General features: G+C 73.9%; 17 protein-coding genes. 10 read left to right on the top strand and 7 right to left on the bottom strand.

Annotated features, from left to right (window positions below):
- Positions 1 to 154: 154 nt before the first annotated feature.
- The 6 genes from AB0C78_RS12770 to AB0C78_RS12795 form a co-directional block, all read right to left on the bottom strand.
- Complete coding sequence (locus AB0C78_RS12770) at positions 155 to 406, bottom strand: hypothetical protein (RefSeq protein WP_360746073.1); 252 nt, start codon at positions 404 to 406, stop codon at positions 155 to 157.
- Between the two features lie 34 nt (positions 407 to 440).
- Complete coding sequence (locus tag AB0C78_RS12775; protein ID WP_360746075.1) at positions 441 to 1,121, bottom strand: hypothetical protein; 681 nt, start codon at positions 1,119 to 1,121, stop codon at positions 441 to 443.
- 132 nt (positions 1,122 to 1,253) lie between these two features.
- Positions 1,254 to 1,973 carry an ABC transporter ATP-binding protein gene (locus AB0C78_RS12780; protein ID WP_360746078.1) on the bottom strand — a complete coding sequence of 240 codons (720 nt, stop codon included), beginning with the start codon at positions 1,971 to 1,973 and terminating at the stop codon, positions 1,254 to 1,256.
- A 14-nt stretch (positions 1,974 to 1,987) separates the two neighbouring features.
- A complete protein-coding gene (locus tag AB0C78_RS12785) occupies positions 1,988 to 3,688 on the bottom strand; it encodes an ATP-binding cassette domain-containing protein (protein ID WP_360746081.1) in 1,701 nt (566 codons plus the stop codon).
- A gap of 4 nt (positions 3,689 to 3,692) precedes the next feature.
- Positions 3,693 to 4,616 carry a branched-chain amino acid ABC transporter permease gene (locus tag AB0C78_RS12790; protein ID WP_360746084.1) on the bottom strand — a complete coding sequence of 308 codons (924 nt, stop codon included), beginning with the start codon at positions 4,614 to 4,616 and terminating at the stop codon, positions 3,693 to 3,695.
- A 66-nt stretch (positions 4,617 to 4,682) separates the two neighbouring features.
- A complete protein-coding gene (locus tag AB0C78_RS12795) occupies positions 4,683 to 6,002 on the bottom strand; it encodes an ABC transporter substrate-binding protein (protein ID WP_360746087.1) in 1,320 nt (439 codons plus the stop codon).
- A 195-nt stretch (positions 6,003 to 6,197) separates the two neighbouring features.
- Here AB0C78_RS12795 and AB0C78_RS12800 point away from each other — a divergent pair, with 195 nt between their 5' ends.
- The 6 genes from AB0C78_RS12800 to AB0C78_RS12825 all read left to right on the top strand — a co-directional run bounded on the left by AB0C78_RS12800 (position 6,198) and on the right by AB0C78_RS12825 (position 11,940).
- Positions 6,198 to 6,833, top strand: coding sequence for a helix-turn-helix domain-containing protein (locus AB0C78_RS12800; protein ID WP_360746090.1), 636 nt, complete (start codon positions 6,198 to 6,200; stop codon positions 6,831 to 6,833).
- Positions 6,830 to 7,468 (top strand): helix-turn-helix domain-containing protein, encoded by a 639-nt coding sequence (locus AB0C78_RS12805; RefSeq protein ID WP_360746093.1) that lies wholly within the window; start codon positions 6,830 to 6,832, stop codon positions 7,466 to 7,468. The genes AB0C78_RS12800 and AB0C78_RS12805 overlap by 4 nt, the downstream gene beginning before the upstream one ends.
- Before the next feature lie 95 nt (positions 7,469 to 7,563).
- Positions 7,564 to 8,079, top strand: coding sequence for a flavin reductase family protein (locus tag AB0C78_RS12810; protein ID WP_360746096.1), 516 nt, complete (start codon positions 7,564 to 7,566; stop codon positions 8,077 to 8,079).
- A 77-nt stretch (positions 8,080 to 8,156) separates the two neighbouring features.
- Positions 8,157 to 10,148 (top strand): NAD-dependent DNA ligase LigA, encoded by a 1,992-nt coding sequence (gene ligA / locus AB0C78_RS12815; protein WP_360746099.1) that lies wholly within the window; start codon positions 8,157 to 8,159, stop codon positions 10,146 to 10,148.
- Entirely contained in the window at positions 10,148 to 10,813 is a 666-nt protein-coding gene (locus AB0C78_RS12820) for a metallophosphatase domain-containing protein (RefSeq protein ID WP_360746102.1), read from the top strand. The genes ligA and AB0C78_RS12820 overlap by 1 nt, the downstream gene beginning before the upstream one ends.
- Before the next feature lie 119 nt (positions 10,814 to 10,932).
- Entirely contained in the window at positions 10,933 to 11,940 is a 1,008-nt protein-coding gene (locus AB0C78_RS12825) for an ATP-dependent DNA ligase (RefSeq protein ID WP_360746105.1), read from the top strand.
- A 1-nt stretch (position 11,941) separates the two neighbouring features.
- On the opposite strand, the gene AB0C78_RS12830 is transcribed toward AB0C78_RS12825, so the two are convergent.
- Positions 11,942 to 13,969, bottom strand: coding sequence for a SpoIIE family protein phosphatase (locus AB0C78_RS12830; protein ID WP_360746108.1), 2,028 nt, complete (start codon positions 13,967 to 13,969; stop codon positions 11,942 to 11,944).
- A 155-nt stretch (positions 13,970 to 14,124) separates the two neighbouring features.
- Between AB0C78_RS12830 and AB0C78_RS12835 the strand changes: the two genes are divergently transcribed.
- The 4 genes from AB0C78_RS12835 to AB0C78_RS12850 are packed head-to-tail and all read left to right on the top strand — an operon-like array spanning position 14,125 to position 19,131.
- Positions 14,125 to 14,637, top strand: coding sequence for a (2Fe-2S)-binding protein (locus tag AB0C78_RS12835; RefSeq protein ID WP_360746112.1), 513 nt, complete (start codon positions 14,125 to 14,127; stop codon positions 14,635 to 14,637).
- A 2-nt stretch (positions 14,638 to 14,639) separates the two neighbouring features.
- On the top strand, positions 14,640 to 15,629 hold the full coding sequence (locus AB0C78_RS12840) for a xanthine dehydrogenase family protein subunit M (protein ID WP_360746115.1): 990 nt from the start codon (positions 14,640 to 14,642) through the stop codon (positions 15,627 to 15,629).
- Entirely contained in the window at positions 15,626 to 17,917 is a 2,292-nt protein-coding gene (locus AB0C78_RS12845; protein WP_360746118.1) for a xanthine dehydrogenase family protein molybdopterin-binding subunit, read from the top strand. The genes AB0C78_RS12840 and AB0C78_RS12845 overlap by 4 nt, the downstream gene beginning before the upstream one ends.
- Positions 17,914 to 19,131 (top strand): hypothetical protein, encoded by a 1,218-nt coding sequence (locus AB0C78_RS12850; RefSeq protein ID WP_360746122.1) that lies wholly within the window; start codon positions 17,914 to 17,916, stop codon positions 19,129 to 19,131. The genes AB0C78_RS12845 and AB0C78_RS12850 overlap by 4 nt, the downstream gene beginning before the upstream one ends.
- The last annotated feature ends 16 nt before the right edge of the window (positions 19,132 to 19,147 follow it).

Here is a 19,147-nt window from a genome sequence, read left to right on the forward strand (position 1 = left end):
CCTCCAGGAGGCAGATCGGCCACGTCGCGGACGTCGACGATGCCGAAGCGCAGCCGCGGCGCGCGGCTCATCGCGCCGTCGAGCATGGCTTTGACCAGCTGCATCGAGGAGCCCGGGACGGACGTGAGAGCGGGCCCGAAGATGCCCGTCGGGTTCACGGCGACCAGTTCGGTGCCGCCGTCCCCGCCGTGCGCGCGGCGCGCAGCACCCGCAGCGTGCCCTCGCGGGCGAGGACGATCAGCTCGTCCGGGTCGTCGGGCTGGCCGGCCGGGATGGCCGAGGCGACATGGTGGACCTCCGCGCCGCCGTGTCGCACGGCCGCGCGCACGCCGGCCTCGTAATAGCGCAGCGTCGGCTCGCTGAGCCCCGTGCGCCGGGAGACTTCCTGGATGGTGAAGGTGCGCATGGACGGCAGCAGAACACACCTCAAGCGCTTGAGGTCAAAGCCCGCCGAAGGTCCAGCCGATCGCCTGCCGCTGGAGTTCCTCCATGAGGACGGAACTGCCGGGTGACGCGGTGGCGGGCTGCTGCGGGGCGACCGTGGCGTACGAAACCGTCGGGTCGGCGGGGTCGGCCGGGTGAGCGAGCGCGCCGCCGAACCTCAGATCTCCGGCGAACCACAGCACGCCGTAGCCGTCTGTCAGGGATCTCCAGGTGGCGCGCTGGAGCCGGGTCTTCAGGACGGCCGCCGCGTTCTCCTCCGGGTCCAGGAGGAACACGTGGACCAGCGCCGAAGGGTTCGCGTGTTCCCGGACGAGCTCCACGCGGCATGGCCAGACCTGCCACGGCTGCTCGGCCAGAACGCCTCTGAGCCGGCGTGCCTCCGGTGCCGTCAGCCCCTCGCCGCCCGGGCCGCGCACCCGCTCCTGGCTCCTCGCCGCCAGCCATATGAGCAGCAGGGCGGCCTCCCCCGCGAGCACTCCGCCCAGGAGGCCGGGGAAGGACAGTTCGTCCCCGAGGACGATGATCATGCCCACGGCCATCGCCACGCCGCACACCGCGACGCCGATGAAGAGCACCCGGTCGAGACGTGCGGCCCTGTCGAGCTGGCCCAGGACGGACGGGGTGGCGGTCGCCGCCGGCTCGGGAGAGACCGCGTAGCCGAACCGCCTGGCGAGCATTCCTACCTCCGATGACCAGCGGCGTCCGAGATGCCACTGATCATCATCCACGCAACGCGCGCACCCCAACAAGCGGGACAGGATGACAGGAACCGGTCGCCGTGGAGGGAACCTTTCCGGTGCCCGGGGTGGTCAGAAGAGGTCCCAGAAGTCGGTGCGGTCGCGCATCGCGGCCGCGGTCTCTTCGAGGATCACGCTGCCGGAGCGCATGGCGTAGGCGCGGTCGGCGATCTTGAGGGCCTGCTTGACGTTCTGTTCGAGGAGGAGGATGCCGAGGCCCTCGTCGTCGGCGAGGGAGCGCAGGCGGCCGAAGATGGCCTCGACGACCGAGGGCGCGAGGCCGAGGGACGGTTCGTCCAGCAAGAGCAGGCGGGGGCGGGCCATGAGGGCCATGCCCAGGCTGACCATGCGCTGCTGGCCGCCCGACATCGAGCCGGCCGGCTGCTTCCAGCGTTCTCCGAGGATCGGGAAGAGCTCCTTCACCGTCGCGAGGCGCTGCGCGGTGCCGGAGCCGGACGGGGCGTTGGCGGCGCCGAGCAGGAGGTTGTCGTGCACCGACAGGTCGGGGAACACGAACCGCTCGGACGGGATCATCGCGGCGCCCGCCGCCACCGCCTTGCGGACGGGCCGGCGGGTGGTGTCCCGGCCGGCGATCCGGACCGTCCCGGCGCGCGGGCGGACGGCCCCGAGGACGGCCCTGATCGTGGTCGTCTTGCCCGCGCCGTTGTGCCCCATCAGGGTCACGATCTCGCCCGCCTCGACGCGGAGGCCGACGCCGTGGAGCACCTCCTTGCGGCCGTAGCCGGCGACCAGGCCGCTCACGTCGAGCAGCGGCGCGCTGTTGTCGGGCATCGGTGTCCTCCTCGTCACTGGGCGCCGAAGTACGCCTCGGCGAGGCGGGCGGAGCCGGTCAGCTCGTCGAGCGTGCCGGACGCGGTGATCTCGCCGAGCTCCATGAAGCAGGTGTGGTCGGCGAGCTGCCGGACGACGTCGAGGTTGTGCTCGACCAGGCAGACGGTGCGGCCCTCGTCGCGGACGGCGGCGACCATGGCGAGCATGGTCTCCACCCAGGCCGCGTCGACGCCGGAGGCCGGTTCGTCGAGCAGCAGCACGTCGGCGCGGGTCGCGAGGGCGCGCGCGAGCGAGACGAGCTTCGCCTGCCCGTAGGACAGCGCGTCGGCGGGCGTCGCGGCCTCGTCCGCCATGCCGACGAACTCCAGCCACCGCATCGCCTCCGCGGCGGCCTCGCGGTCCGCGCGGGAGACACCGCGGCCGGGCGTGAACAGCGGGCCGAGCCGCTCCCCCGGCTGCCCGGGGACGGCGAGCATGACGTTCTCCAGGCAGGTCAGCCGGTCGAGCAGCCGGACGTCCTGGAAGGTGCGCACCAGCCCGGCGCGGACGACCAGGTCGGGGCGCATCCCGACCAGCTCGGCGCCGTTCAGCGTCACCGAGCCGGTGTCGGGGACGACGGTGCCGGTGAGCAGGTTGAACGCGGTCGTCTTGCCGGCGCCGTTCGGGCCGACGAGCGCGGTGATGGTGCCGCGCCGCAGTTCGAGGTCGATGTTCTTGGCGGCGGTGATGCCGCCGAAGCGCTTGGAGAGCCCTTCCGCACGGAGCACGACGTCGGCCTCGTCGTAGGGCGTCCGGGCGGGCGGCTCGGGGCGCGGGGAAGCCTGCGCTCGTGACTCGGGGGCGGGGACGGCGACCTTGCGGGCGCGTTCGGGGAACAGGCCCTGCGGCCGGACGAGCATGACGAGCAGCAGCAGCGCGCCGTACAGCACCACCTGCACCAGCGCGGCCTGGGTGCTCTGCACGGCGAGGACCTGGCGCAGCACCGGCTCGATCATCGTGAGGACGATCCCGGCCGCGATCGAGCCGACGAGGTTGGCGTTGCCGCCGACGATGACCATCGCGAACACCGCCATGGCGAGCGGGAACCCGTAGGCCGACGGGGTCGCCTGGCCGAGCCAGCCGGAGTAGAGGCCGCCGACGAGCCCGGTCAGCCCGCTGGTGATCGCGAAGATGCCGATCTTGTAGCCGAAGGTGTTCTTGCCGAGCGCGCGCGTCGCGACGGCGTCCTCGCGGATGCCCTTGAGCACCTGCCCGTAGGGGGATTCGCCGATGCGCCGGCAGATGGCGAAGACCAGCGCGAGCGCCACCGCCGACGGGATCAGCCAGTCGGCCGGGGTGTCCAGCTCCTTCCCGAACAGCCGGAGGCCGTCGACGCCGGTGATGCCCGTGACGCCGCCGAGGGCGTCGAAGGTGGCGAGCACGCCGATGATCCCGAGCGAGAACGCCAGCGTCATCAGGATGAGGAACTCCTCGGCGAGCCCGAGCGCGATCAGCCCGATCAGCACCCCGAGGACGGTGGTGACCAGCACGGCGACGGCGAGGGAGGCGAGGTAGGGCCAGCCGTGCAGGCCGGCGAGGAAGCAGACGGCGTACCCGCCGACGCCCGCGAAGGCGGCGTGCGCGACGGACACCTGCCCGGCGTACCCGACGAGGAGGTTGACGCTGACGGCGAGCGCGGCGAGCAGCAGCGCCTGGTCCAGATAGTTGATCCACATGGCGTCAGACCTTCTCCAGCGGCACGGGACGGGCGGGGCGCGGGCGGGGCAGGCGGTCCTTGACCGCCAGGAACGCGAGGTAGGCGGTGAGGACGATGAACACGGCGGTCTGGGTCCACTGCAGCGGCAGCCAGTTCGACGCCCACTGCTCCAGCAGGCCGAGCCCGATCCCGACGGGCAGCGCCCGCAGCGGGGACGAGCGGGTGCCCGCGAGGAAGGCCACCACGAACCCGTAGATGACCGTCGAGTCGCCCATGGTCGGCTGGACCGTGTAGAGCAGGCCGTACCAGAGGGCGCAGGCGCCGGAGATGAGCCCGGCGACGGCGAAGCAGATCAGGTTGACGCGGCGGACGCCGATCCCCAGCACGGCGGCGAGGCCCGGGTTGCTGCGGACGGCCTTGATCGAGCGGCCGACCGGGGTGAACGCCAGGAACGCGGCGAGGGCGGCGACGAGGGCGAGGCAGGTCGCCACCTGGTCGAGGTCGAAGTTGGAGATCCGCGCCGACCCGAGGCGGTGCTGCACCTGGTCCGGTCCGTAGAACGGCAGGCTGCTGGTGCCGAACTTCAGCTGGAGCAGCGCGATGCCCGCGGTGCTGACGCCGATCGAGGTCACCAGCACGGCGAGCATGGCGCGGTCGGCGGCGCGGCGGGCGACGGGCTCGTAGACCGCGGCTTCCAGCAGCATGCTGACGGCGACCGCGGCGGCGAGCCCGGCGAGTGCCGACGGCCAGAACGGCGCGCCGAGGCCGTCCATCGCCCAGTAGGCGGCGTAGGGGGCGACGGTGTAGGTGAGCGCGTAGGCGAAATGGAAGCGGGTGGTGACCCCGATGACGAGCGCCAGCCCGGCGCCGAGCGCGGCGTAGAGGGCGCCGCGCACCAGGCCGTTGACGGTCAGCTGCCAGAGTTCGCCGTCCAGCAGGTCGTGCATGGATCCTCCCGGATCGAGGGGCGGGGGACGGCGCGCTGCGGGCCGTCCCCCGGGAGGCGGGGCCGGTCAGCCGGCGAGGCGGAAGCCCTGGCCGCCGACGTCGTAGGTGGCGAGCGGCTTGACCTTGCCGTCCTTGTACTCGAAGACGCCCATGGGGCGGCTCGCGACGCCGTGCGTCTTCAGGTCGATCTTCAGCGTGCCGACCGTCGTGGAGTCGCCGCCGTAGACCGAGGCGAACCGCGGGTCCTTCTCCAGCGCGGCCTTCAGCTGGGCGCTGTCGCCCGGGTCGCCTCCGGCCGCCTTGACGCGGCGGATGAGGTCCCAGACCATCAGCGTCTCTTCGTAGGCGTTGGCCGCGTAGAAGTCGGCCGGCTGCCCGTAGGCCTTCTTGTAGGCGTCGGCGAAGAGCTTGGCGAGCGGGTTCGACGGCGCGGACGCGTCGAAGTAGTCCATCGCGAACGTGAGGCCGTCGGAGTCGAGGACGCCCTTGGACGCCTTGACGGCCTCCTGCGTGAACTCGATGCCGACGAGCTCGCTCTTGATGCCGGCGGCCTTGGCCTGGGCGGCGAACGCGCCGGGCGAGGCGCCGCTGAAAGCGACCCAGAGCAGGTCCGGCTGGTTCTTCTTGATCTTGGCGAGCATGCTCGCGAAGTCCTGGGAGGCCGGCGCGGCGGTCTCCCACAGGCCGTTGAAGGTCAGGCCCGCGGCGGCGAACTTCGCCGTCATGTCGGCCTTGATGGCGGCGTTCTGCGCGCCGAGGTCGACGCCGGCGAGGCCGACCGTCCGGCCCTGCGGGTGGGTCCGCTTGAACCATTCGAGGGCGCCGGGGACGGCGTCGGACGGCGCGACCTCGCGGGTGCCGTAGAAGTACTTCGTGCCGCGGGTGAAGACCTGGGCGCCGCCGACGCCGTCGAGGCTGAGGATCCTGCTCTTGTCGGTGTCGGCGAGCATCGCGCCGAGGCCGTCGCCCATCGAGGTGATCTTGGCGGGGACGCCCTCGGACGCGAGCTCGGACGCGGCCTGCTTGGCGGCGACGGGGTCGGGGCCCTTGATGTCCTTGACGCTGAGCTTGATCGCGGGCCCGCCGGCCGCCTTGATCTGCTTCGCGGCCAGCTCGATGGCGTTGCGCATCGACTGGCCGTTGCCGGCGGACGGGCCGGAGAGGGTGAGGGCGGCGCCGAGCTTGAAGGTGACGTCGCCGCCGAGCGCGGCGCCGCCCTGGAGCTTCAGGACCTTGACGAGGTCGGCGGCCTGGGTCTCGGCGTCCGCGGCGCTGACGCCGGTGTCGCCGGACCCGCAGGCGGTCAGGCTCGAGGCCGCGGCCAGCGTCGCGAGGAGGAGGGCGACCGGCCGCCGGCGGCGGCGATCGCTGCGAAGGGTGGGCATGGGTGTTCTCCGTTTCGCCGGCCAGCGCCGGTGGCGTCGCCACGAAGGCGTTCGCGGCACAATGGATCCGTAGGGATCGCTACACGGACTGGAGCGATCGCTACAGGGACGCGGAGTGACCGTACCCATGATGTGATGGTCGACACAACCCCCCGCCGCGGCGGAGTTTCCTGAGGTCCAGAGGAGCAAGTGCAGATGCGGAAGACGGCACGGCGCCACCAGCAGGGCGAGGAGTCGAGGCTGCGGATCCTGGAGGCGACCCTCGCCATCGCCGCCGAGCGCGGCTACGACGGCACCTCGATCGCCCTGGTGACCGAGGCCACCGGGCTGCCGCCGAGCTCGGTCTACTGGCACTTCCGCAACAAGGACGAGCTGCTCGCCGAGACCCTGGAGTTCAGCTACCGGCGCTGGCGCGAGACCGCCCCCACCTGGCGGGACCGGGTGGAGCTCGGCGACCCGGCCGAGGAGGTCCGCGACCGGCTGCAGCGGGCCTCGCACTCCATCGCCGACCGCCCGGAGTTCTGGCGGCTCGGCCTCATGCTCGGCCTGGCGAACCGCTCGAAGGAGCCCGCAGCGCGGCGCCGCTACATCGAGGTCCGCACCGAGACCCGCGTCGCCATCCGGACCTGGTGGGAGCAGGTGCTCTCCGGGAGCGACCCGGAGCGCGCGCGGGACGTCGCCGAGCGGATGGCCCGGTTCCACCTCGCCGTCATGGACGGGCTGTACATGGGCATCCGCTCGGATCGCGGCTGGAACCTGGAGCGCCTGGTCGACCTGATCGCCGACGGCGTCTACGCGCAGGCCGTGGCCTGGCTCGGGGAGGCGGCGTGAGCACCGCGCGGACCGCCGCCCCCCGCCCCGGCGACGACCGGGAGATGTCCCGCGTCCGCATCCTCCGGGCGGCCGCCGAGATCGCCGCGGAGCACGGCTACGAGGGCACCACGATCTCGAAGGTCACCAAGCGCTCCGGGCTGCCGGCCAGCTCGGTCTACTGGTTCTTCCGCGACAAGGACCACCTGCTCGCCGAGGTCGTCCGGCACAGCTTCGAGCAGTGGATCGCCGCCGAGCCGCGCTGGGAGCGCGACCCGCGCGACGAGCGGTCCCTCGGCGAGGGGCTGCGCGCGATCCTGTCGCGCTCGACGCGCGGCCTGCCCGGCGCGCCGGACTTCCTGCGCATCGGGCACATGCTGCTGCTGGAGTCCCGCGAGGTGGAGGCGGAGGCGCGCCAGTACTTCCTGGCCGCCCGCGACGCGGTGGCCAGCAGCATCGCGGCCTGGTTCACCTCGCAGCTGAGCACCGGGCTGCGGGCCCGCCGGCCCGAGCTGGCGATGGACCTGGCCCGCATCGTGATCGCCTCGACCGACGGGCTCTTCCTGGCCCACCAGATCGACGAGGCCGGGGATCCGGACGACTTCATCACGATCATCGTGGCGATCGTCGAGCAGGCGGTCGCGGACGCCGGCTGAGCCGGGTCCCGGGCCCCGGCGGGCACGCAGGGTTGTCACGCCGGGGTTCCGCATGGCAGTCTCTGTAGCGATCGCTACAGGGAGGAGTTCCCGCCATGCCCGTCACGACCCGAGGGACCGGCGCGCCGGTCATCGATCCCGACCGCTTCCGGCGCGTCCTCGGCCACTACCCGACCGGCGTCGTCGTGGTGACCGCGCTCGACGCGGCCGGCACCGCCATCGGCATGACGGTCGGCTCGTTCACCTCCGTCTCGCTCGACCCGCCGCTGGTGGCCTTCCTGCCCGACAAGAGCTCCAGCTCCTGGCGCGCGCTGCGCGAGTCGGGCGAGCGGTTCTGCGTGAACGTGCTGTCCGCCGGGCAGGAGGACGTCTGCCGCGCCGTGGCCATGCGCAAGACGGACAAGTTCCACGACATCGGGTGGCGGCCGTCCCCCGCCGGCAACCCGGTCATCAACGGCGCGCTCGCCTGGATCGACTGCGTCACCGAGCAGCTGCACGACGCCGGCGACCACCAGATCGTCGTCGGCCGCGTCCTCCACCTCCAGGAGGGCGACGGCGACACCCCGCTGCTCTTCCACCAGGGCGCCTACGGCACGTTCGCCCCCCACTAGCCCGTACTGGTCCCGCACTAGCACCGCGCGCGCCTCGCGGGGCGGGCAATGTCGGTGGGGTCGCGTTTAATCGAGGGGTGGACGTTGAAGAGCGCATCGCGGAGCTGACCGCCGAGGTCAAGCGGCTGAACGACCTGTACTACGGCGCCGGCGACAGCCCCCTGCCGGACGCCGACTACGACGCCCTGAAGGACGAGCTGGCGGCGCTCGTCGCCGAGCACCCCGAGCTCGAACCGGCCGACAGCCCCCTCGGCAAGGTCAACGCGCCCGCCGAGCTGACCGGCCCGACCGTGCGCCACGCGCGGCCGATGCTGTCGCTGGGGAAGGCGACGAGCGAGGAGCAGATCCGCGCGTTCTGCGAGCGCTTCGGCGGCCAGGTCTTCCGCGTCTCGGAGAAGCTCGACGGGCTCTCGCTCAGCGTCGTCTACACCGACGGTGACCTCGACTACGTCGCCACGCGCGGCACCGGGACGGTCGGCGAGCTGGTGACCGAGAAGGTGCGCCACGTCATCCCCGGCCTGCCGGCAAGGATCGAGGCGCCGGGGCGCGTCGAGGTCCGCGGTGAGGCGGTGATGCTGCGGTCGGTGTGGGCCGCCTACAACGAGGCGCACCCGGACAAGACGCTGACCAACCCGCGGTCGGGCGCCGCCGGGACGCTGGTGCTGAAGGATCCCGAGGCGGCGGCGAAGGCGAAGCGGGTGCTGCGGTTCTTCGCGTTCGGCGCCGATCGCAACGGCGACGCGATCGACATCCCGGACGGTTTCGAGCCCGTCGCCCAGTACGTGTGCGGCACCGCCGACGAGGTGGTCGCGGCCATCGAGGAGATCGGCGGCCGCCGCGACGGGCTGGACTACGACATCGACGGCGCGGTCGTGCGGCTGCACGAGCCCGCGGCGTTCGACGCGGCGGGCTTCAACAGCGCCGAGCCGCGCGGCGCGATCGCGTTCAAGTACCCGCCGGAGGAGAAGCTGACGACGCTGCTGTCGGTCGAGTGGCCGGTCGGCAAGATCGGCCGCGTCCCGCCGCGCGCGAAGGTTGCGCCGGTGTTCGTCGGCGGCGTCACGGTGGAGAACATCACCCTGCACAACCCGCGCCTGATCCGCGAGCGGGACCTGCGGATCGGCGACACGGTCGCGGTCGTGCGGCGCGGCGACGTCATCCCGTTCGCGGGCCGCTCGCTGCCGGAGCGGCGCGACGGGAGCGAGGTCGAGATCGTCCCGCCGACGCACTGCCCGTCGTGCGGGTCGGAGCTGGAGGTCCGCGGCACCGGCGAGGAGCGCTGGTGCCTGAACCTGCAGTGCCCGGCGCAGGCGACGCGGCGGCTGATGCACTGGGCCTCGCGGCCGGCGGCCGACATGGAGGGCGTCGGGGACGTCTGGATCGAGAAGCTCGCCGAGGAGGGCGTGCTCAGGCGCCGCAGCGACCTGTACGACCTGACGGCCGAGCAGCTGCTCGGCTACGAGCGGATGGGCGAGGTCAGCGCCCGGAACATGGTCGAGTCGATCGCGTCGTCCAAGGGCATGGGGCTGCGCCGGGCGCTGATCGGGCTGGCGATCCCGATGGCGTCCGAGGGCACCGCCAAGCGCCTGTGCCTGGCGGGTTACGAGCGCATCGAGGACGTCGCGGCGGCCACCGTCGAGGACCTGGTGGCGATCCGCGACATCGGGCCGAAGGTCGCCGAGAGCATCGTGGCGTTCTTCGCCCGCGCGGACGTCCGGGAGGAGATCGCGGCGCTGCGCGAGCGCGGCGTGGACCTCGACGTCCTGGACGAGGACCGGCCGGTCGACGCGGCGGCCGCGGGCGACTCGCCGCTCAAGGGGAGGTCGGTCGTGATCACCGGCGCGTTCACCGACCCGCGCTCGGGCGCGAAGATCAGCCGGCCGGACGTGACGCGCCTGGTCGAGCAGGCGGCGGCGACGGCCGCCTCGTCGGTGTCGGCGAACACCGACTACCTGCTCGCCGGCGACAACGTCGGCGCGGCGAAGACGGGGAAGGCCGAGAAGCTCGGCGTCACGGTCGTCCACCAGGACGAGCTGTGGCGCTGGCTCGCCGAGGCCGGGGTCGTCTGATGCGCATCGTCGCGGTCGCCGACACGCACACCTATCACGACGACCTCACCGTCCCCGACGGGGACGTCTTCGTCCATGCGGGCGATCTCTGCCGGCGCGGTGAGGACCTCGCGGAGCTCCGGGAGGCCGCCGACTGGCTGGACGCCCTCCCCCACCGGACGAAGGTCGTCGTCGCCGGCAACCACGACCGGATGCTGGAGGACCGGCCCGACCAGGCCCGCGCCGTCCTGGCCGACCGAGGCATCCGCTACCTGGAGGACAGCGGAACCGAGATCGACGGCGTCTCGTTCTGGGGCAGCCCCTGGCAGCCGGAGTTCAACGACTGGGCCTTCAATCTCCCCCGCGGTCGGGCGCTGGCCCGGAAGTGGGCCCTGATCCCCGACGAGGTCGACGTCCTCGTGACGCACGGCCCGCCGCTGGGCATCGGCGACGCGGGCGCCCTGCCGGGCCGCCACGGCTGCGCGGACCTCCTGGCACGGGTGCGGCAGGTCCGGCCCAGGCTGCACCTGTTCGGCCACATCCACCAGGACGGCGGTTTCTGGCACCACGACGGGACGGCCTTCGCGAACGTCACCACCTGGGAGTGCGAGCGCGGCCCCACCGTCATCCGGCTGGACGCCTCGGGCGCCGTCGGCGAGGTCGTCCCCGCCGCCTGGACCCGCTAGCCCGCTCGCCGCCTCCGAAGGCCCCGGCAATGGGCCGCCCATGCCGCGGCCAAGAATCGCGCTGCCGCGCTGTCCCCTACGGGGTTGCGGGTAGCCGCACATCACGGGGGGTGGCGGCTATGCGCATCGGTGGGCCCGTCGTCCCGATGGCGGCGACGGCGATCGACCGCATCCCGGACGAGTCGGCCTGTCCCGGCGGATGCCGGTACGAGCCGAAGTGGGACGGGTTCCGCGCGCTGGCGGTCGTGAACGAGAAGGGCGGCGTGCGGCTGTGGTCGCGGCGGCTGAAGAGCTTCAACGACGCGTTCCCCGAGGTCGTCCCGGCGGTCCTCGGCGCGCTGCCGCCGGGGACGGTCGTCGACGGCGAGATCGTCCGCTGGGGGCGCGACGGGCGCCTGGACTTCGCCGCGTTGCAGCGCCGGCATGTCGCCGGGCGCCGCGGCCGCGAGCTCGCGCTGGCCGAGCCGTGCCATTACGTGGTGTTCGACGTGCTGGAAACCGGCGGGACCGACTACCGGCCCAGGCCGCTGTCCGAGCGCCGCGAGGTCCTCGAACGCCTCCTCGCCGGCGTGCCGGACACCTCCCGGATCGTGCTGTGCCCGCAGTTGCGCGATGTGAGCGAGGCCCGCGTGTGGTTCGAGATCCTGCCCGCGCAGGGCATCGAGGGCCTCGTCGTCAAGGCCGCGTCGGGCCGCTACCAGGAGGGCAAGCGCGGCTGGTGGAAGGTCAAGCACCGCACCACCACCGAAGCCGTCGTCGGCGGCGTCACGGGAAGCGCCGCGGCCCCGGCGACCCTGATCCTCGGACGTTACCGGCCGGACGGGCGGCTGCGCGTCGTCGGCCGCTCCGGTCCCCTGCCCCCGGCGGCGCGCCGGGAGCTCGCCGGGCTGCTGGTGCCCGCCGGGGACGACCACCCGTGGCCGGAGGTGCTCCCGGCGGGATGGGCCGGCGGGATGCCCGGCGCGGAGGCGCCCACGGCGTACGTGCGGGTCGTCCCGGACGTCGTGGTCGAGATCAGCGTGGACGCCGCGACGGAGCACGGCCGGTGGCGCCACTCGGTGCGGTACGTCCGGACGCGCCGCGAGCTGCGCCCGGCGCAGCTGCCGCAGGACCTCGACCTGGAGTGACTCAGGACGGCGCGAGGGTTCGGGCGAGCAGGAGGGTGACGTCGTCCTCGGCGGTCCTCGTCACCATCGCGTCGATCACGCTGGTGCAGAGGCCGTCCAGCGGGCCCGCGGCCCGGGCCAGCGCGGCGCCGAGGCGGCGCATGCCCCCGTCGAGGTCGTCGTCGCGGCGCTCGATCAGCCCGTCGGTGTACAGGGCCAGCAGGGCTCCCTCGCCGAGCTCGAACTCGACGGACTCGTGCACGCCCAGCCCGAGCCCGATCGGGGTGCCCGCGGGTGGGTCGACGAACGAGACGCCGCCGCCGGGATCGACGATCGCGGGCGGCAGGTGCCCGGCCGACGCGAGGGTGCAGCGCCGGGTGGCCGGATCGTAGACGGCGTACAGGCAGGTGGCCGCGATCGGCGACAGGGCGCTGCCCTGCTCCTCCTCGTCCTGGCGGGCGTACAGCTCGTCGAGGCGGGCGAGCAGCTCGGCCGGGGGGAGGCCGAGGTAGGCGAGCGTCCGCATGGCGGTGCGCAGCCGCCCCATGCTCGCGGCGGCGTTGATCCCGTGCCCGGTCACGTCCCCGACCACGAGGGCGAGGCGGGAGTCGGGCAGCGGGATCGTGTCGTACCAGTCGCCGCCGACGCCCTGGTGGACGTCGGACGGCAGGTAGCGCGAGGCCAGCTCCATCACGTCCTTGCCGCACAGCCTGCGCGGCAGGAGCTGGCGCTGCAGGGCGAGGGACGCGTCGTGCTCGCGGGTGTACTGGCGCGCGTTGTCCAGGCTCAGCGCGGCGCGGGCCGCGAGCTCCTCGGCGAGCACCAGGTCGTCCGTGGTGAACTGCGCCTTGTTGTCGGTGCGGACGAACACGGCGATGCCGAGGAGGCTGCCGCGGGCCCACAGCGGGACGATGATCAGCGTGTGCATGCCCATGGCGGCGATGACCCGGGCGCGGTGGGGGTCGTCGTCGAGCCAGCTTCCGGGCGAGGTGTCCATCTCGGGTTCGAAGTAGGAGCGGCCCGAGGCGAGGACCTTGGTGAACGGGGAACCGGGCGGCACGTACACCGGCTGCCCCAGCGGCCACAGGGCCTCGGGCACGCCGTCGTGGATCGAGGCGAGGCCCGCGCGGCGGAACACCGGGATGCCGTTCTGGGTGGCCTCCAGCCGCTCCAGGGGCTCGGTCCCGGGCATGACGGCCTCGGTGAGGTCGACGGTGGCGTAGTCGGCGAACCCCGGGACGGCGAGGTCGGTGAGCTCCTGGGCGGTCCGCTGGACGTCGAGGGTGGTGCCGATCTGGACGCTGGCCCGGCGGAGCAGCGCCAGCCGCTCCCGCGCCCTGCTGTTGGTGATGTCGATGGCCATCAGGCAGACGCCGAGCGGGCGCGAGTCCAGGGCCTCGACGCGGAACAGGAACGTCGAGAACGTGCGCTCCCGGTCCGCCCCGCCCCAGCGGGACTCGCGGTCCATCACCGGGACCCCGTCGGCGAGCACCTCCCGGATCAGTTCCGGCGGGACCAGGGGGTCCTCCTCGCCCTGCGTCTCGGGCAGCGGCCGGCCGACCGCGAAGCAGGGGAAGAAGCCCTCCAGCCGCTGCGCCTGCTCGTTCCGCCACACCGACCGCAGGTCGGTGTCCCAGACGACCATCACGACGGGGGCGGCGCTGAGCAGCGGCTCCAGCACCGACGTGCCGAGGGTGAAGACCGACGCGGGGATCGCCGCGACCACCCAGGCGGGCGCCCCGCCCGGGGTGGCGATCCGGATCCGCTCCAGGTGCGTGACGATCTGCTCGCCGTCGCGGTGGCGCAGGTCGACCATGCCGACCCGGTAGTCGTCGTCGCCGTGCCCGCCGTTCCACGTCCAGATGCGCGTCGCGCGGTCGCGCTCCATGCGCAGGTCCGTGCCGGGGCGGCCGAGGATCCCCTCCGCCGGATAACCGAGGAGCTCTCCCGCCGCCCGGGACCAGCCGACCACGTCGCCCCGCTCGTCGAGGACGGCGACCGCCGGGACGGGAGCGTCCGTGCCGTGCTCCCAGATGTTGCTGCGAGCCATGGGGCCCATACAACCACGCGGCCCCGCGCGAATCGCATCTGACCTGCGCCGATGCGCGCACGGTCCGGTCCCTGCCCGGGTGTGAGATCCGTCACCGCGTGGGCATGAAGAGTCACGGACAGTGATCATCAGTCGATCAGTGAGGGACCGCCCGCATGGGGACGGACATCAAGGCGCCGCCGGTGACCGGCGCCGGGGCCAGGACGATCACGCTCACCGTCAACGGCCGCGAGCGCGAGTTGCGCGTCGAGCCCAGGGTGAGCCTGCTGGACGCGCTGCGCGAGCATCTCGGGCTGACCGGCACGAAGAAGGGCTGCGACCAGGGCGCCTGCGGCGCCTGCACGGTGTGGGTGGACGGCCGCCGGGTGCTGGCGTGCCTGACGCTCGCGGTCACGTGCCAGGGGCGCGAGGTCACCACCATCGAGGGGCTCGGGGACGGCGACGACCTGCACCCCATGCAGGCGGCGTTCGTCGCCCATGACGCCCTGCAGTGCGGCTACTGCACGCCGGGGCAGATCATGTCCGCGGTGGCGCTGCTGCGCGAAGGGCACGCCGCCGACGACGCCGAGATCGCCGAATGGATGAGCGGCAACCTCTGCCGCTGCGCCGCCTATCCGAACATCCGGGCCGCGATCCGCGAGGTCCGCGACGCGGCGGGCGGTGCGTGACGGTGCGGCCCTTCGGTTACGCGCGGGCGGCGGACGTCGGCACGGCGATCGCGACGGTCCGGGAGCATCCCGGCGGCGCGTTCCTCGCCGGCGGCACGACCGAGGTCGACCTGGTCCGGCAGAACGTCCTGCGGCCCGACCTGCTGGTGGACATCAACGACCTGCCCCTCGCCGGGATCGAGGACCGGCCGGACGGGGGCCTGCGCATCGGCGCGCTCGCGCGGATGAGCGACGTCGCGGAGGCCGCCGGGGTCGCCGACCGGTTCCCGATGCTCGCGCAGGCGCTGCTGCTGGGCGCCTCCGCGCAATTGCGGAACATGGCGTCGATGGGCGGCAACCTGTGCCAGCGGGTGCGGTGCGGCTACTTCCGCGACGCGACCTCGCCGTGCAACAAGCGCGACCCCGGCAGCGGATGCGCCGCCATCGACGGTTTCCATCGCGGGCACGCCGTCCTCGGGACCAGCGATCAGTGCATCGCCGTGCATCCGTCCGACGCCGCGGTCGCGCTCGTCGCGCTGGACGCGGTGGTGCGCACGCGCGGCCCGGGCGGCGAGCGGTCCATCGCGATCGACGACTTCTTCCTGCTGCCCGGGGACACCCCGGACCGCGAGCGTCCGCTGGAGCACGGGGAGCTGATCACCGCGATCGAGGTGCCCGCGGTCCCGGTGGCGCGCCGCTCGGTCTACGTGAAGGTCCGCGACCGCGCGTCGTACGAGTTCGCGCTCGCCTCGGTGGCGGCGGCGATCCACGTCCAGGACGGCGCGATCGCCGACGTGCGGCTCGCCCTCGGCGGCGTCGCGACCAAACCGTGGCGCGCCCGGGCGGCCGAGCGGAGCCTCCTCGGCGGCCCCGCCACGCCGGACGCCTTCGCCGAGGCCGCCGGCCGGGAGCTGGCGGCGGCGGTGCCGCGGCCCCTGAACGCCTACAAGGTCGAACTGGCGCGCCGGACGATCGTCCGGGCGCTGGCGACGCTCGCGGAGGACGGACGATGAGCGGATCCATCGGCCGGGAGACGGCCCGGGTCGACGGCCCGGTGAAGGTCACCGGCGCGGCGCGGTACTCGGCGGAGTTCCCGATGCCCGGCCTCGCCCATGCGCGGATCGTCGGCGCCCGGGTGGCCGCCGGGCGGATCGCCGCCATCGACACCGCGGCGGCGGAGCGCGCCGCCGGCGTCGCCGCGGTCCTCACCCACCGCGACCTGCCGGAGGTCGCGCACGTGCCGCTGGTGCCGTCCCTGATGGGCGGGCCGGCGCCCGGCGAGACGTTCTTCCCGATGCAGGACGGCACCGTCCACTACGCGGGCCAGCCGATCGCGATCGTCGTCGCCGACACCCTGGAGCAGGCGCAGCACGCCGCCGCCCTGGTCCGGACCGAGTACGCGGAGGCGCCGTCCGTCACCACGATCGAGCAGGGCCGCCGGGACGCCTACGAACCCGAGAAGATCTTCGGCGGCTTCATGCCCGCGCAGCTGCGCCGCGGGGACGTCGAGGAGGGGATGGCGGCCGCGGACGTGCGCGTCGACGCCGCGTTCCGGTTCGCCGCCAACCACCACAACGCCCTGGAGATGCTGACCACCACCGCCGTGTGGGACGGCGACCGGCTCACGCTGCACGACTCCTGCCAGGGCATCAAGGCCGTGCAGCTGACCGTCGCCGCGCTCCTCGGCCTGTCGCCGTCGAGGATCCGGGTGCTGACGCGGTTCGTCGGCGGCGCGTTCGGGTCCAAGGCGATGGTGTGGCCGCACGTGGCCCTCACCGCGCTGGCCGCCCGGCACGTCCGGCGGCCGGTCCGGCTCGTCGTCACGCGCGAGCAGATGTTCACCTCCTGCGGGCACCGCGAGGAGCAGGAGCAGCGGGTCCGGCTGGGGGCGCGGCGCGACGGCGCGCTCACCGCGATCCGGCACCACAAGATCTCGCTGACCTCGCCGTTCGACGACTGGGCCGAACCCGCGTTCGGCGCCGCCTCGCAGCTCTACGCCGCCCCCGCCTTCGAGGGCGTCCACCGGCTGGTGCGCGGCAACACGATGACGCCGACGTTCACCCGCGGGCCGGGCGAGGCCGCCGGGGTGTTCAGCCTCGAATGCGCGATGGACGAGCTCGCCTGCGAACTCGCCGTCGACCCGGTCGAGCTGCGGCTGCGCAACCTCACCGACGTCGATCCGAACACCGGCCATCCCTGGTCCAGCGGCGGGCTGGCCGAGTGCCTGCGGCTCGGCGCGGAACGGTTCGGCTGGGCCGGCCGCGACCCCGCGCCCGGCGCGCGGCGCGAGGGAAACCAGCTCATCGGGACGGGGATGGCCGCCGCCGCGTACCCCGTCGCGTTCTTCATGCGGACCCAGCGGGCCCGCGCCCGCCTGTACTCCGACGGCACCGCCGTCGTCTCCACCGCCGCGCAGGAGTTCGGCACCGGCATGACCACCGTGCTGACCCAGGTCGCCGCCGACGGCCTCGGCGTCGACCTGCGCGACGTGCGGCTGGACTTCGGCGACACCGACCTGCCCACCGCCGGCTCCCCCGTCGGGTCCAACGGCGCGATGATGGTCAGCGCCGCGGTGCACAACGCCGCCACCGCGCTCCGGGACCAGCTGATCGCCATGGCGGTCGTCGATCCCGATTCGCCGCTGCACGGCGCCCACCCGGCCGACGTCACCGCCGCCGGCGGGCGGCTGTCCCTGCCCGACGGCACCGGCGAGGGCTACCGGGACCTCATGGAACGCCACCGCCTCAACGACGCCGACGCCATCGGCAGCTGGGACCCGCCGCCCCTGGACACCCCGTACGGGCTGCTGACCTTCGGCGCCCAGTTCGCGGAGGTCGCCGTCGACGCCGACCTCGGCCTCGTCCGGGTCCGGCGCATGACCGGCGTGTTCGCGCCCGGACGCGTCCTCAACCCCACGACGGCGCGCAGCCAGCTGATGGGCGGCATGCTCTGGGGCATGAGCCAGGCCCTGCTCGAAGGCACCCGGATGGACGCCCGCCTCGGCCGCTGGGCCAACGCGAGCCTCGGCGACTACCTGGTGCCCGTCAACGCCGACGCGCCCGACGTCGACGTCGCCCTCATCGAGGTCGACGACCCCGTCACCGGCCCGCTCGGCGTCAAGGGCGTCGGCGAGATCGGGCAGGTGGGGTCGGCCGCGGCGATCGCCAACGCCGTCCACCACGCCACCGGGCACCGCGTCCGCGAGCTGCCGGTCACCGTCGAGCAGCTGCTGCCGCACCTGCCCGTCCCGGCCGCCGCCCGGTCCGCGACCGGACGACCGGCGCCGCCCGCGACCGGATGACGGGCGCCGCCCGGGGCCGGACGACCGGCGCCGCGGGGGGCCGGGCGCGGGCGGCCGGCCTCGTCTGCGGCAGCGCGGCGCCGCTGCCCCGGCGGCCCTCGCTGACCACTCCGGCGCACCTGCTGCCCGCGCACGCCGCCGCGCGACGGCGGCGGCAGCTGGCCGCCCAGCCCTGGTCGGGCCTCGGCGGCGCGCTGCTCACCGCGGCCGTCTTCTTCGCGCTGGCGCTCGGCACCGGCAGCGCGGCGACCTCGCTGCTGGTCCTCGGCCCGCTGGCCACGTTCGCGCTGCCCGCCGTCGCCATGATGGCGTTCTGGTGGCACGACTGGCCGGGCTCCCGGCTGTCCACCCCGTGGACGGGCCTGCTCGACACCGTCCTGCTCGCGGCGGCCGCCGTGGTGCTGACCATCGCGGGGCAGGCCGTCGTCGAGCGATCCGACCTGCGGGGCGTGTTCCAGGCCGAGCCGGGGCCCGCCGCCGCGGCCACGTTCCCCGCGACGCTGCCGCTGGCCGCGGCGCTGTTCACCGCGATGCTCCAGCTGACGCTGGTCTGCGAGCGCTGGCCGCTCGCCGGGATGGGCCGGCTCTCCTCCGGTGCCGCAGCGCTCGCGCTCACCTGGGCGATCGGGACGGGCGCGTACCTCCTGCTGGTCAACCACGGCGCCGTCCCGGCGGCGGAGCGGGCCGCCGCCGGGCTGCGCGACCCCGGCGGCCCCGTCCCCGCCGCCGACTTCGGCGCTGCGCTCGCCGCGGTCGGGGTCTGGCAGGGGGTGTTCTTCATCGCCCTGCGCGGCTGGCCGGTGAACGCCGTCGCCCGGCGGGGGCCGCGGCTGCTGGCGGGCAACGCCCTCGTCATCGCCGCCGGAGCCGTCACCTACCTGCTGCTCCGCGAGCCCGCCGGGCTGCGGCCGGCGGCCATCAGCGCCGCCTGCGGCTGCGTGATCGGCGCCGTCCTCGTCGTGGCCGTGCTGTTCGAGGGCTGGCCCGCCGCCCGCCTGCGGCCCCTGCCCTGCCGCGTCCTCACCCTCGCCCTCATCGCCCTGGTCGCGTTCGTCCTGCACCGCGCCCTCGGCGCCTACGCGGGCGGCCGGCACTGGACGAGGGCGACCGCGGACGACTGGGTCACCACGGCCGCGCTCAGCTTCCTCGGCACCGCCATCGTCCTGCACGTGGGCGTCGGGCTCCGCTGGCCCTTCGCCCCGAAGGACCCGTAACGGCGGACCGGCGGTG

The organism is Actinomadura sp. NPDC048394, assembly GCF_040651755.1.
GTDB classification, from domain to species: Bacteria; Actinomycetota; Actinomycetes; order Streptosporangiales; family Streptosporangiaceae; genus Spirillospora; species Spirillospora montaniterrae.